Annotated in this window: 19 protein-coding genes and 1 pseudogene; 13 read left to right on the top strand and 7 right to left on the bottom strand. The window is 69.1% G+C overall.

The window, feature by feature from the left end:
- The first annotated feature begins 8 nt into the window (after positions 1–8).
- From ACZ5Y0_RS28230 to ACZ5Y0_RS28215, 4 genes are all read left to right on the top strand, one after another.
- Entirely contained in the window at positions 9–791 is a 783-nt protein-coding gene (locus ACZ5Y0_RS28230) for a hypothetical protein (RefSeq protein ID WP_469131504.1), read from the top strand.
- Between the two features lie 44 nt (positions 792–835).
- Complete coding sequence (locus tag ACZ5Y0_RS28225; protein WP_469131503.1) at positions 836–1,096, top strand: hypothetical protein; 261 nt, start codon at positions 836–838, stop codon at positions 1,094–1,096.
- A 108-nt stretch (positions 1,097–1,204) separates the two neighbouring features.
- On the top strand, positions 1,205–1,411 hold the full coding sequence (locus ACZ5Y0_RS28220) for a hypothetical protein (protein WP_469131502.1): 207 nt from the start codon (positions 1,205–1,207) through the stop codon (positions 1,409–1,411).
- Positions 1,412–1,630: 219 nt separating this feature from the next.
- Positions 1,631–2,095 carry an RRQRL motif-containing zinc-binding protein gene (locus tag ACZ5Y0_RS28215; protein WP_469131501.1) on the top strand — a complete coding sequence of 155 codons (465 nt, stop codon included), beginning with the start codon at positions 1,631–1,633 and terminating at the stop codon, positions 2,093–2,095.
- Positions 2,096–2,688: 593 nt separating this feature from the next.
- On the opposite strand, the gene ACZ5Y0_RS28210 is transcribed toward ACZ5Y0_RS28215, so the two are convergent.
- On the bottom strand, positions 2,689–3,282 hold the full coding sequence (locus ACZ5Y0_RS28210) for a hypothetical protein (RefSeq protein WP_469131500.1): 594 nt from the start codon (positions 3,280–3,282) through the stop codon (positions 2,689–2,691).
- Positions 3,283–3,329: 47 nt separating this feature from the next.
- Here ACZ5Y0_RS28210 and ACZ5Y0_RS28205 point away from each other — a divergent pair, with 47 nt between their 5' ends.
- Entirely contained in the window at positions 3,330–3,806 is a 477-nt protein-coding gene (locus tag ACZ5Y0_RS28205; RefSeq protein WP_469131499.1) for a hypothetical protein, read from the top strand.
- Here ACZ5Y0_RS28205 and ACZ5Y0_RS28200 read toward each other — a convergent pair.
- Positions 3,793–4,029 (bottom strand): recombinase, encoded by a 237-nt coding sequence (locus tag ACZ5Y0_RS28200; RefSeq protein WP_469131498.1) that lies wholly within the window; start codon positions 4,027–4,029, stop codon positions 3,793–3,795. The genes ACZ5Y0_RS28205 and ACZ5Y0_RS28200 overlap by 14 nt on opposite strands.
- Before the next feature lie 101 nt (positions 4,030–4,130).
- Here ACZ5Y0_RS28200 and ACZ5Y0_RS28195 point away from each other — a divergent pair, with 101 nt between their 5' ends.
- Positions 4,131–4,688 (top strand): SMI1/KNR4 family protein, encoded by a 558-nt coding sequence (locus ACZ5Y0_RS28195; RefSeq protein WP_469131497.1) that lies wholly within the window; start codon positions 4,131–4,133, stop codon positions 4,686–4,688.
- A gap of 53 nt (positions 4,689–4,741) precedes the next feature.
- Here the strand turns inward: ACZ5Y0_RS28195 and ACZ5Y0_RS28190 are convergent, their stop codons facing one another.
- Both ACZ5Y0_RS28190 and ACZ5Y0_RS28185 read right to left on the bottom strand, forming a co-directional pair.
- Entirely contained in the window at positions 4,742–5,461 is a 720-nt protein-coding gene (locus ACZ5Y0_RS28190; protein WP_469131496.1) for a site-specific integrase, read from the bottom strand.
- A 114-nt stretch (positions 5,462–5,575) separates the two neighbouring features.
- Positions 5,576–5,941, bottom strand: coding sequence for a hypothetical protein (locus ACZ5Y0_RS28185; RefSeq protein WP_469131495.1), 366 nt, complete (start codon positions 5,939–5,941; stop codon positions 5,576–5,578).
- Positions 5,942–6,049: 108 nt separating this feature from the next.
- Here ACZ5Y0_RS28185 and ACZ5Y0_RS28180 point away from each other — a divergent pair, with 108 nt between their 5' ends.
- Positions 6,050–6,433 (top strand): hypothetical protein, encoded by a 384-nt coding sequence (locus ACZ5Y0_RS28180; protein ID WP_024126858.1) that lies wholly within the window; start codon positions 6,050–6,052, stop codon positions 6,431–6,433.
- Positions 6,434–6,445: 12 nt separating this feature from the next.
- Here the strand turns inward: ACZ5Y0_RS28180 and ACZ5Y0_RS28175 are convergent, their stop codons facing one another.
- A complete protein-coding gene (locus tag ACZ5Y0_RS28175) occupies positions 6,446–7,684 on the bottom strand; it encodes an IS110 family RNA-guided transposase (RefSeq protein WP_469131494.1) in 1,239 nt (412 codons plus the stop codon).
- Between the two features lie 746 nt (positions 7,685–8,430).
- Here ACZ5Y0_RS28175 and ACZ5Y0_RS28170 point away from each other — a divergent pair.
- The 6 genes from ACZ5Y0_RS28170 (at position 8,431) to ACZ5Y0_RS28145 (ending at position 10,993) form a co-directional block, all read left to right on the top strand.
- Positions 8,431–8,667 (top strand): hypothetical protein, encoded by a 237-nt coding sequence (locus tag ACZ5Y0_RS28170; RefSeq protein WP_469131493.1) that lies wholly within the window; start codon positions 8,431–8,433, stop codon positions 8,665–8,667.
- Positions 8,668–8,758: 91 nt separating this feature from the next.
- On the top strand, positions 8,759–9,436 hold the full coding sequence (locus tag ACZ5Y0_RS28165) for a GGDEF domain-containing protein (RefSeq protein ID WP_469131492.1): 678 nt from the start codon (positions 8,759–8,761) through the stop codon (positions 9,434–9,436).
- Positions 9,433–9,873 (top strand): ASCH domain-containing protein, encoded by a 441-nt coding sequence (locus ACZ5Y0_RS28160; protein ID WP_469131491.1) that lies wholly within the window; start codon positions 9,433–9,435, stop codon positions 9,871–9,873. The genes ACZ5Y0_RS28165 and ACZ5Y0_RS28160 overlap by 4 nt, the downstream gene beginning before the upstream one ends.
- A 246-nt stretch (positions 9,874–10,119) precedes the next feature.
- Positions 10,120–10,326, top strand: coding sequence for a hypothetical protein (locus tag ACZ5Y0_RS28155; RefSeq protein WP_469131490.1), 207 nt, complete (start codon positions 10,120–10,122; stop codon positions 10,324–10,326).
- A complete protein-coding gene (locus ACZ5Y0_RS28150; protein WP_469131489.1) occupies positions 10,326–10,811 on the top strand; it encodes a hypothetical protein in 486 nt (161 codons plus the stop codon). Before ACZ5Y0_RS28155 ends, ACZ5Y0_RS28150 begins: the two co-directional genes overlap by 1 nt.
- The gene (locus tag ACZ5Y0_RS28145) at positions 10,811–10,993 is read left to right on the top strand and encodes a hypothetical protein (RefSeq protein ID WP_469131488.1); all 183 of its coding nucleotides are present in this window, start codon (positions 10,811–10,813) and stop codon (positions 10,991–10,993) included. Before ACZ5Y0_RS28150 ends, ACZ5Y0_RS28145 begins: the two co-directional genes overlap by 1 nt.
- A 381-nt stretch (positions 10,994–11,374) precedes the next feature.
- Here the strand turns inward: ACZ5Y0_RS28145 and ACZ5Y0_RS28140 are convergent, their stop codons facing one another.
- Together ACZ5Y0_RS28140 and ACZ5Y0_RS28135 are read right to left on the bottom strand one after the other, a co-directional pair.
- A complete protein-coding gene (locus tag ACZ5Y0_RS28140) occupies positions 11,375–11,914 on the bottom strand; it encodes a GNAT family N-acetyltransferase (protein WP_469131539.1) in 540 nt (179 codons plus the stop codon).
- A 77-nt stretch (positions 11,915–11,991) separates the two neighbouring features.
- Positions 11,992–12,332 (bottom strand): annotated as a pseudogene (locus tag ACZ5Y0_RS28135) (transposase); the annotation flags it as partial.
- Positions 12,333–12,376 lie beyond the last annotated feature (44 nt).

Here is a 12,376-nt window from a genome sequence, read left to right as displayed (position 1 = left end):
GCTACGCCATGCCCAGCAACGACAAACCGGTCAACGGCCAGGACAACCCGTCCTTCTTCGACCTGTTCGACCAGGCGCCCCCGCCGCCGGTCCTCGAGCTGGACGGCACGCACGGCACCAGGCGCCTCGCGAAGCTCCGCGCAGCGTGGAAGGCGTCCTGGGAAGAGGGCGGCTTCCTCTACCAGCGGTGGGAAGAGGTCTTCCAGGCCCGGCACGCCAGCTGGCACGAGATCGCAACCTGGATCAAGGCGGCGGCACTGTTCGGCGGGCTCAGCCTCATCGTCATGATGCTGGACGCCGCCGGCGACATCGCCTCCGTCACGCTCAAGGGCCTGTCCGCCGTCCCGGCCACGAACGGCGGTGACGGCAGCGGACTGTGGGGCACGGTCGACCACCCCGTCCGCGTGTTCCTCGCCGACCAGGCCGCGCACCTGTCCGTCGCCCCGGCCGCCCTGTCCGCGTTCTGGCAGCTGACCGGGCTGCTCGGTCTCGTCGGCGGGTTCTTCGGCAACGCCGGAGCCCGCATCGCCTGGTTGCTGTTCGGGATCGGCAGCCTGGCCATGATCTGGTCCACCGCCCCCGCCGGGGGCCGTGCCGCCGCCACCGGGCTCGCCGCCCTCATGTGGGCACTGGCCAGCATCTTCGCCCTGCGCGGCCTGACGCTGCGGCCCATCGTCCACAACCACCCTCCGCAGTACCAGTTCAACCCCACGCTCCACCTGCACGCCACGATCCCCGCGCCCGCCCCGGCCGGTGACGACTTCGGCGACATCCACCCGCTCCAGCGCTGACCCCGTCCCGCAATCCACCACCACCAGCCCCGAAGGGAAATCCGATGAAGCCGCAGCTGCAGGAGAACGAGTTCTGGGTGGGCACCTTCCACGGGAGCCACGACGGCCTCCCCGCCAAGGTCACCGCCACCCGCGACGACACCCGCTCCGAGCCGTACGTCTGGACGTGCACCTGCGGCGTGTCCGAGTCCTTCCCCACCGAGCACGGCCTGGAGGCCAGCGCCTGGCGGCACACGCACCCCACCCGCTTCGACCAACTGCGGTCGTGGGCCGCCCGCCAGTTCCGCACCCGCACCGCCCGCTGACCTGACGCCCTGCCTGGTCCTCGCCCCGCCCTCGCGGGATGGGCGAGGACCGGACAGGCCGCCCGGCCACACGCACCACCCCGTTCCGAGCGAGAAGGAGCCCCCGTTTTGGCTGCGAAAGCACCGGCCGTCATAGGCGTGCTCACCGAGCCCCCGGCCCCGACCTGGTGGAAGGGCAACCGCCACAACATCTTCGGCGTCGCCGGTCTGCTGATCGGCTACCTGGTCGGTACCCACCTGCACGGTGCCCCCCAGCAACAGCCGGAGACGCCCCGGCCGGGCCACACCATGCCCGCGCCGGCCACACCCGGATAGCACCCCACGGCCTCGCCGCATAACCCAGCCGCACCACCAGCTGCGCCCCGCCGACACCTGCACGACGTCGGCGGGGCGCAGCGCTGTCCACCGACGACTGGAGGAACTGCTCGTGCTCATTCCCCGCCCGCGCCGCCGGATCGGCCGGCCCCGCCCGCAGCGTCCCGGCCCCCGCTACCCGCACCGCCCCGACCGGTTGCCCGGTGCCTGGAGCAGGTGATGACGCGCCCCCGGATGAAGCGGCCTCCCCGCGAGGTGAAGCGGGTGCCGCGCAGCGACGCGCTCCTGCCGGAGTTTGACCGTGGCGCTGTGCCGGAGGGCTTGGTCACCAGGCGCCAGTTGAGGGACATGGGCCTCAGCCCCGGCGGCAACAAGGGCCCGGTCGCGATCGTGCGCTGCAAGTGGTGCTCGTACCGGCCGCAGTGGTCGTGCATTCACCCCACCCGCGGCTTCCTGCTCCGTGTCGACCTGGCGAGACCCAAGCGGACTCCGACGCTCGCTCAGGAATGGGCCTTGGACCGAGCCATGGCAGCTCGCCAGACCTGCGGCGATTGCGGGAGGCGGTTCTTCTTCTGCCTCTCGAAGAAGCTCGGCTGTTGCATCGAGTGCTTCGACGGGACGCCCGTGGACCCCAGCGGCTACCTCGCGCCCGCGATGCCCGCCGCTCACCGGCTGGCCGCGTAGCGCGAACCCCGTCCCGGCCACACAGGCCGGGACGGGGCACACCGGGCGGCCGCAGCACCGGCAAAAGGCCGGCCGCCCGCTCCCTTACCCATCGAGATCAGGAGAAATCCAGCATGACGCATCGCCCCGCCGTCTTCGCGGCCCTGCTCGGACTGACCCGCGCCGCCAGCGCCATCGGCGATTTTTGGGTCCAGGACGATTTCTGTGCCCGTGTGAAGGGCGCCTCCGACGACCACCCGGTCACCTACGAGGACCCGGACACGAAGGAGAAGGCGACCCACGGCACGGCCGATGGCCGTATGGCGTGCCTGCACCACTGCCTGACCTACACGGCCACGCAGGCGATCGTCGCCGGGGCCGGCGCCCGCGCGCTCGGCATCCGGGTCCACCCGGCCGCCGCCGCGGCCGCGCTCGCCGTCTCGTTCGGAACCCATTACGCCGCGGACCGCAGGGTTCCCGGCAAGGGCTTGTTGGAGAAGATCGCCACCAAGACCGGCAAGGGCGGCTTCTACAAGCTGACCTCGCACGGAATCAATGGGGCGTTCCACCTGGACTTTCTCTGCACCAAGGGCACGAGTCGACTGCGCTCGTTCTTATGTGGTGAACGTGGCCGGGGGTCGGTGGATCTCCAGGACAACCGCCGTGCCTGCCACCGATTGGTCCTCGTGCATGGTGATCACCTGGCCGGGCTGAAGGTGCTGCCACTGCGAGGGGTCCAGGGGCGCGAGTCGTACCGAGGCATGTCCCCCGGGCTCCAGGAAAGGCGTGAACTCCACCCAGAGCCGGGCAATGTTGAGAACCGGTTCGCCGGTCGCGGTCCGGTGGCCGATGTTCCACATCGGTCGCAGGACGCCAGCGCCAGAGATGGGCGTCTGTCGTCGCGCTTCGGTGGCCGGGCGGAGGGTGAGGTCGGCTCGGAGAATCCCGTGGCGGGTCTCGAAGGCGCGCCAGTGGCACCAGGCCGCGCTCTTCTCCAGCCTCATCTGTTCGGCAGCGGTGGCCAGGGTTTCCCAGAAGCTGAGCGGAAGCGGGCGGACGTCACCGAGTTCTTCCAGCAGATCGAGGGCCACTTCCCACTCGTCGTGAGCGAGGTACTCCCAGACGTCGCTCACCGTGATGTCGTTCTCAGTGGCGATCTTCTCAGGAACCAGCAGGGAAGCGGCTTCCAGCAGCTTGGGGACGTCCATGCCCTGATTCTGGACCACGGTCTCCTGACGGCGGCAGGAGGTGCCCGATGACCTCCATCGAGCAGATCGCGACCCTGGCGACCCTCGGGGCGGTGTGGGCGGTTCTCTCCGTCGGTCACAACCTCGCTGACCACGTGATCGGGCAGACCGACCAGCAGGCCGAGGGTAAGGCGGCGCCGTCGGCGGCCGAGGTCGCCGACGGGGTGAGCCCGCGGCGGGGCTGGGGCGCGTGCCTGGGACACGTAGCCCAGTACCACCTGGTGATGGCCATGATGCTGGCACTGGTCTGGGCCGTTCTTCCGCTCCAGATGTCCTGGACCGGCTTGGCCGCAGGGCTTGCTCTGTCTGCGGTGACGCATGCGTTCTTCGATCGCCGATGGCCGGTGCGCTGGTTGTTGCAGCACATCGGGTCGAAGGGCTTCGCGGAGCTGAAGGCAGCGGGGATGAACGGCATGTATTTGACCGATCAGGCCCTGCATCAGACAGCGCTTCTGGCCTCCGCTCTCCTGATCACCCTCCTGTGAGCTGGGGATTCTGGTGAGGGACTGCGGGAAGTCCGAGCGGGACCGGCCCGGTTCGCGCAAAGCGACAGGCCTGTTCTCGCTTGCTGCGCAGGAAGGTGAGGGTGAGATCGAGGCCATCGATCTCACCTCGCCAGTCTTCGGCGACGGCGCGTTCGCGGCGGGCCAGGAGGTCCTCCTCCAGTTCGTCCAGGCGGGGCAACATCTTCGGGTTGATGCTCAGCATCGGGCAGCGGATGCAGGCTTCTCTGAACTTCCTGTCGCCCACCTGTCCGCCCGGCGGCCCTGACCGTCGACATGTCAGTGAGCTCTGACAGCATCACGGCAATGACTGATATTGATGACCTCGTGCGACGCGTTGCCACCCGGGCCGCATCGGACAGCAAGGACCTTCCCGCGCCTGTCGACGAAGCCCAGATTGCCGAGGCCGAGGGGCAACTGGGCATCGCGCTGCATCCCCTACTTGCGCGCCTGTATCGCGAGGTCGCTGACGGAGGCTTCGGCCCTGACTACCGACTGTTGCCACTGCTTGGTTCGGGCTCCAGCGTCGTTGGCGAATACCTGACGCGACGTGAGGCGTCCGTTGGAGTGGAGCACCCGGAGTGGCCCGAAGGCGTCGTACCGATCCTGACCTGGGGCTGTGCCATGTACGCAGGCGTTGATTGTCTCAGTGAGGACGGTCAGGTCCTGCTCTTCGAGCCGAACCCGTACAGCGGCGGATCGTGGGAGCAGTGTTGGTTCCTCGACTCCGCCAGCCTCGCAGCGTGGCTGGAGACATGGCTCGCGGGGACGGGCTGGTTCGAGGAGGACGCCTTCGACAGGGACGACCTGGTCGAGCCTCAGCCATGGGCCCAGGCCGTGAGCCGACTGTCCTCCGGTGCATAGCGAAACACCAACGCTCCGTCCAGTTGGCGCAGGCGCCGTCATCCCGGGCATGCTCACGGCTCCCTTCGGAGGGTCGGCATCGGGAGGGCGACCGACGCACTGGCGGCGCGTCTGGTGATCTGCGCGAGTTTGTCTTCCGCTCCGGCCAGGCTGACACGGAGCCCTTCAACCTCTCCCAGCCAGCCTTCGCGCTCGGCCTCGGCGATGCGGGCAATGAGGTTGCCGCGGATCTCCTCCAACCGGCCGAGCTGGGCCGGGTCCGGCCGGAGGAGCGAGCAACGAACGCAAGCATGTTCATGAATACAAGGGCTTGAAAAGGCACGAGCGCAGGTGCCGATGGAGACCTTGCGCTTCTCGAAGTGCGCGAGGAATGCGTCCCATTCCTCCTCAGTGGGGGTTCGATACTCATCGCTGGGTCGGGTGGCCCTGCGGCGGGCGATGAAGGCGCGATGGGCCTCGATGGTCTCGGCCGGGTAGATCGCCTTGTAGCCCATCGTCGTGTCAAGGCTCCGATGTCCGCAGATTACTTGGGCGATGTGCGGTGGCAGACCGTTCATGATGGCGTCGGTCACGAAGATTCTGCGGAAGTCGTGTGGGGAGAAGACGAGCGGTTCACCGCCGGCAGCGGTCAGGCCGGTGGCAGCCAGCGCGTTGATCAGCAGCTTCCGGAGCGCGGTCGGGGTGAACGCGCGGTGTTCGGTGCCGATATTGCGCTGGAACAGCAGCGGCATCAGCGGGTTCCAGACCCGCTCGTGGACGTCGTAGGAGGTCACCAGCGGGATCGCGCCGCTGCCTCCTCGCAGGCGGCGGATGATGGTGGAGAGGACGTCCGCCAGTTCCGGGCTGACCAGCAGGAGCCGTTCGCTGTCGGTCTTGGACGGTGCGACCTATAGCAGGGGCACGACTTCGCCAGTGCTGGGAAGCCGGTATTCGGTGATGCTGTGGTGCGTCAGCTCCAGGAGCTCCTCGTTGCGGATGCCGGTCAGGCGCAGGACCTCGATCGCTGCGAAGGCCCAGAAGGCTTCGGTCTCCTCGTAGGTGAGGTTCCGCCGCCGCCCGGTCGAGGTCTCCTCGGCCCAGGCCAGGTGCCCGGCGGCCTTGGGCGCGACGGCTCTGCGCAAGGTTCCGGCGGTGTCGGGGATCAGATCTCCGGGCCGGGTGCGCTCGGCGGCAGCCAGTAGGCCTCCCTGTTCGAGGCCGGGGCGGTCGCGGTGGTCCCTCACCACCGAACAGCGAGAGGAGCTGGACGTCATGCACCTGCGGATCTACGAGACACCTCAGGCGGTTAACGGGTCAAGTCGGCTGCTGGGGGCCGGTCGAACAGGCGGATCTTTCTCCGAGACGAGTGGGATGATCCCGCTGTGGATACTCACGGTTCTTCGTTTCGCCGGCGCCTCCTGATCGAGTCGCTGACGGTGATGGCGGCACCGGCATCGGACCAGACAACGTGGTTGGAGAAACACGGTGTCGTGACGGACGAGATCGCCCTCGATTTCGAGCACGCCTTCCGTATGGCCGAGCGCTTGGTGGAGGAAGGGCTCCTCGGCCGTGACTCGCTGCCCGACCTGCGGGTGATCGACTCGATCTTCGACGGGATGACACGCGACGAAACCACGAACCGGTGGACGACAGCGGCTCTTGGCAGCGACCCCGGGTGGAGTGCTGTCCGGGAACTGGCGCGGACCGTTCTCGCCCGGGAAGGCGTGGACGCCTCGGTGTTGCCAGACATTCGCGTTGTTCGGTGAAGGCTCGATAATTCAGGCTGCAACCGCCTGTGCGGCGGCACCGGCCTGTGGGAAGGCCACGGCCTCGTCATAGGTCCGGTTGTGCTGCAGGCAGCAGTAGAGCTGTCCGATCATGCGGTTGAAGAGGTTCCTCTGAGCCGCAGAGTGCCAGTCCCCGTGGTCGCGGCGCCGCCGGTAGTGCACCTTGGCCCCAGGTGATCGAGTGATGGCAGCGAAGGCCCAGAGGTAGCCGGCGTGGTTGAGCCGGTCGTTCTTCACCCATCGCCGGGAGACGCTTGACTTCTTCCCAGAGGCTCTGGTGATGGGTGAGGAGCCTGCGTATGCCTTCAGGCCGCGGGCGTCGGCAAAGCGATTGCGGTCGTCGCCGATCTCGGCAAGCACCCGGGCGCCGAGTTGGACGCCGAGGCCGGGGAAGCTGAGGAGGATGTCAGCGTCCGGGTGCTGAGGGAAAGCATCTTCGACCGCCCCAGCGAGGTCGTCGGCAGCCGTGCAGGCCGCCTCCAGTTGCACCAGGAGGGCGTGCATCTGCTTGCCGAGGGCTTCTTCGACCAGCGGCGAGTGGTGGGCCCACTCGGCCCGGAAGATGTCACGGATGCGGTCCGCTTCGGTGGCGATGCTCCGTTCACGACCGGCGCGCTTCAGCGCGGCCTGCAGCTGCGTGCGCGTGAGCCGTGCAGCCTGGGTCGGCGTGGCGGCGACCCTCAGGATCTCCCGTGCTTCCCGTCGGCAGAGAGCGTTCCTCCAAGGCTCGAAGGCGGCCAGCGCGGCAGGGTAGTACTCGCGCAGAAGGGAGCGGAGCTGGTTGGAGATCTGCTGACGGTTCCACGTCGCGTCCTGCTGGGCGCGGGCGAGCACGGCGATCGCTCGACCGAGTTCGCTGTCGTCAGGCAAGGGACGGTGAGCGTGCATGTCCGTGCGCAAGATGTTTGCCAGTACAAGGGCATCGCCAGGGTCGGACTTCTTGCGCGACACGCTATGCCTGTCGCGGTAGCGAGCAGCGGCCATCGGGTTGATCGCAAAAACTTTGCGCTTCCCGGTCCGCAGCACAGCCACCAGCAGGCCGCGCGAGGTCTCGATCGCGACCGGGATCGGCGCCTGCTCGGTGTCGCCGTGCTCGGCCAGCAGGTCAAGCAAGGTGCGGTAGCCGACGGCATCGTCGGTGATGCGCAGCTTCGCGATTAACTGGCCGCTGTCGTCGACCAGGGCGACGTCGTGATGCCGCTCGGCCCAGTCGATTCCGCAGTAGATCAAGGTCTTCCTTCCCCATGACGTTGTTGTGCTGGTCGCGAGCACATGCGGGCCACGCAGCGACCTAATTCCAGGACTCCGCCCTACGGCTGGTCCGCCACCTCAGTAGCTGTTCGTGGCACCAGCTCGCCTCACGGGCCTCGGTCTTGGCAGGAGCTCAAGGGCTCAGGCTTCACAAGAGGTCACCGTGTGGCGGGCTCGCACCACCAACTCCAACGAGTGATCAAGTGGCGGGTGTTGACGTCCCGAGGCGCCGGGCGGCGAGCGCTCTTCCTAATCAGCCCTCACAGGGACGTGTGAACCAAAGTCGTCCGCCCGACGCCCGCGGGCGCCAACAACCGCCAGCCGCGGTGTGCTCGAGGACACCGGGCGCCACCGGTCTCGTAAGAGGGCATGCGAGTGCCTGGTCGACGTGAGATGTCCACCCGGTGCCCACGCAGCGCACCACGGTTGATCGAGTGGTGGTGGCCAGGTGAGGCGCCGACCGTCGCCAGTCTCGTAGGAGTGCTTGCTGCCCTGGTTGACGTTAGGCATCCGATCGGCGCCCGCCTGACCACCACCACATGGAGCGCAGGACCGCCCGCCGCTCTCCGCTGAGGCCTACAGGCCACGCATGGGAAAAGGCGTGACGATCCCGCTGTTCGAACGCACCACGCCCCATCGTGCTGGCCCGGCCGTCCTTCCAGGGGAATTAGGGGAATTAGGTCGACGTCCCCATACACGACACCAACCACCCCGACCGGCACGGTGTGCACGTCTTCACCGGCGTCGCCGACTCCCCGGCCGCGGCCCTGCGCCGCGCGCACGAGGTGTACGACGCCGCCCTCGCCGCGCACACGGCCGGACTCGAGATCCCCGGCAAGCAGCCGGACAGCTGGGGAGCGCGCGGGCTGCGGCCCGGCTGGCAGATGGAGTGGCCCGCCGCGAAGGCCAGCCTCTGGCACAACCCCGTCAGCTGGACCACCCGCAGCGACTACGCGCTGTAGCTCCGCCCTGGGACAGCCGCACTTGCTTGGCGGCTTGACGGCTGTCCCGGGCCCACCCATCCCGTACGAGACGAGACGGAGAACCCAAGTAATGTCGTCCCTCCTGCGCGTTCAGGGCCGGATCGGCCAGCGCACCCTCTTACTGACGACCGCCGCCGTGCCGTTGATTGGCTGGGCGGTCCATGCCGTCGCGCTGCACAGGCAGCTCGCCGCGACGAAGCGCGACCCGCTAACCGGCCTGCTGCGCCGCGACGCCTACACCGCCCGCGCCCGCCGACTCCTGGCCCGCCACGGCGACGACACGGCCCTGGTCATGGTCGACGCCGACCACTTCAAGGCCGTGAACGACACGATGGGCCACCCAGCAGGTGACGCCGTCCTCACGGCCTTCGGCGCCCGGCTCACCGCGTGGGCAGGCCCGTGCGCGTCTGTTGGCAGGCTCGGAGGCGATGAGTTCGCAGTCGTCCTGGAGCTGCCCGCCACCCGCCGCGAACAGCGCCTGGCGCAGCTGGTCCGGATGCTGCACACGCCGGTCGTCCTGGACGACGGCCGCACCGTCGACGTCGCCGCCTCAGTCGGCGCCGCGACGCCGGACGTGATCGGCACCCGCGACCTGACCGCCCTGCAGAGGGCGGCCGACGCGGCCCTGTACGACGGCAAGCACTCCGGCCGCGCTCACCTCGCCACCGCCGCGCACGCCACCGTGTCGTCCATCAACGGCCGCCGGGCCGGACGTCCGGGCACCGGCGTGTGGGGGCGCGCCGCATGAGCCCCGCGGCCCTGCCCGAGGGCGACTGGATCCGCGGCATCAGCATCCGGCAGCCGTACGTGGCCTGCATTCTCGCCGGGGCCAAGACGGTGGAGAACCGGCCCGCCCGGTGGAGGACCGGCTGGGTGCTGCTGCACACGAGCAAGACCATCAACCAGCCCGCCCTGCGCATCCCGCTGATTGGCCGCACGATCCGCGGCCGCCAGCTGGTCACTGGCGCGGTGGTCGGCATCGCCCGGATCACCGACTGCCACCAGGACCCCGACGGAGCGCCCCCTTGTTCGGAGTGGGCGTACCCAGGCGCGTGGCACCTGGTGCTCGACGACGTCCAGGAGCTGCCCCTGCCCGTCCCCGTACGCGGGCAGGTCGTGCCCTGGAAGCCGACACCGGACCTGCTGGACCGCGTGTTTCAGCAGCTGCCCAACTTCCGGCCGTGACCCGCAGGGGACGCACAAAGCAGAAGACGCCCTTCGAGCCAGGTCTGATTCCGGCTCCCGGCGAACTTCTCGGCGCGACGGCCAGCACTTCGACCGCCGGCAGGACCTCCCCTGCACGCATGCGCTGAGGACTGGATCATCGCCCACCCCGTGGAGGCCCGCCTCGGGCGGTTCGCCTCCGACCTCACGCCGAAGCCCAAGTCCAAGGGCCAAGGCGACCACGCCTGACCTCCACCTGGAGGACCCATGAGCAGTACCGACCGCGAAGTCGACCACGCCCTCGCCTACCCCGAGCCACCGGCCTCCCCGCTCTGGCACCGCCACGGCGGCGTGAAGGCCCGCCCGCTCACGCCCGCCCAGCAGCGGCGCAATCGCGAGCTGCTGGACATCGCCCAGCGCACCACCCGACCCCGCTCCCCTCGCCCCACTGACCCCCTGGCGGAGGCCAGCTGATGGACACCAAGCACTGCGCCGTCGACGGCTGGGTCGACGCGATACCCGCCCCCGGCGCACGCATCGGGGCCGCCACGTTCGACCTGATCGTCCGACCCGCCGACATCGACGCGCTCGCCGACGACGCCCCCGACACGGTCGTCACCTGCACCAGCGGAGACCCCCGAATCACCCACGAGCTGCTGAACGGCATACAGCCCGGCGACCTGCTGCGCGTCACCGGCACCCTGGTCCAGCCGCCCGCACCCAGCGAGCCCGCCCGGCTCACCGTCGACGCCCTGGAGGTCCTGGACACCGGACTCATTCCGGTCCTGCGGGACATGGTGATGGACCGCTACGGCGACTACTGCGTCATCTTCGACGCCGACCGCGACCAGGTGCCCGTCTTCACCGCGCTCGGGCAGTGGGTCGGCGAGGCGGACAACCCCGACGCCATCGCCACCCTCATCGACATCCACGAGCGCGTAAACGGCGGTGACGCCTGATGGCCACTGCTCTCGAGCAGGCCCGCACCGTCTTGGAGCGGTTCCCCGCCGGAGGCCCCCGCGGCTCCTGGCCGGCCGAAAAGTTCGCCGCCGCCCAGCGCGCCCAGGGCACCAACGCTCACGTCGTGATGGACCTGCCCACTGACCAGTTCCTCGTGGTCACCAACGCCTCCACCGAGTAGCACCACCCCCGGAGCGCCGAGCCCTGCCCTTACAGGCCGGGCGCGGCGCTCCCGCACGTTCCTGCCCTTCACCCAGAGCAGGAGGCACCCTTACGCCCGATCCACTTCGGCTACCTGCACTTGCCCACCGGCCCGGACGGCTCTCCCCTCCCGCCGCCGACCGGATCGAGGACGTCCGCGACCGGCTCCGCGACCCGGCCGCCGCCCGCGACATACTCGACCTCGACGGCCTCAACCCCCGCCTCCAGGACGTCGTCCTGAACACGCCCGGCGCCCGCGAGCTCCTCGCCAACCCACCGACAACGCCGACCTGCCCGCTGGCCCCCGCCGCATCGCCATCGGTTGTGCGGGAGGTCTCTAGCCGCAAGCAACTGCGCGAACTCAGTCAGAGGGCGTGACCGGGGTCCGCAGGCCGAGCCACTGATCGGCGTCCCAGGCCCGGAACCGCTCCGCTTCGGTGAAGCCCAGTTTTGCCGCGAGGCGCATCGAACGGACGTTGGCGGTCTGGGTGGCGAGCACTACCGGCTCACCCGGAAGGACGTCTTCGAGCCAGTCCAGTGCCGCCGCGCATGCCTCGGCGGCATACCCGAATCCCCACGCCCGCGGCAGGAACAGGTAGCCGAGATCGACCTTCCCCACGGCAGGGGGGCAAAGGTGCTCTGTTGCTCTCCTGAGGAGGATCTGGCCGATCATCGCCCCTTCGAGATCAACGACGAAAATCCCGGGCCGCCGCCCGGGCACCTCGGGCATTTCACGCTCAAGCTCGTCACGCGGGCGGGGGCCGCCGAGGTAGGTGTGCACCTCCGGCGAGGCATGCAGCTCGATGAACGCCGCACGGTCCCCGGCCTCGGGCTCACGCAGCACGAGCCTCTCGGTCTTGATCGGTGCAGGCGGCCACGCCACGGGTCCGAGATCATTCATGTCGGCCAGCCAATCAGCGGCCTCAGTGGTGATCAAGACTCGCGGTCTCTCTTGACTTCTTATCCCCCTGAGATGTCTTTGAGGGCCCGGACATGAGAGCCGTCCACGGAGCAGTCGTCCAGGTCCAGCGAGTCCGCGCGGCGGAGTTCGGCCAACAGAACGGCGTGCAGGCGTGGCCAGACGCCGCCCTCGGTCCAGTCCCGCAGCCGGCGCCAGGCCGTCACCCCGGAGAGCCCACGGTCTCGGCCGAGACATCGCGCCACGCGACACTGGTCCGCAGCACGTACAGGATTCCGGCGAGCGCCATACGGTCGGGAACACGCAGCCGTCCGGGATACCGGCGGCGGCGTTCGGGAGCGGGCGGCAGCAGCGGAGCCACCCGCTCCCACAGATCGTCAGGAACAAGATCAGCACGCACCCGGACACCCTGCCGACCAAGATCGTCGGACACAGACCCGCAGC

This window comes from Streptomyces sp. NPDC033216, from assembly GCF_055577115.1.
This window is presented reverse-complemented; position numbering and strand designations above follow the sequence as displayed.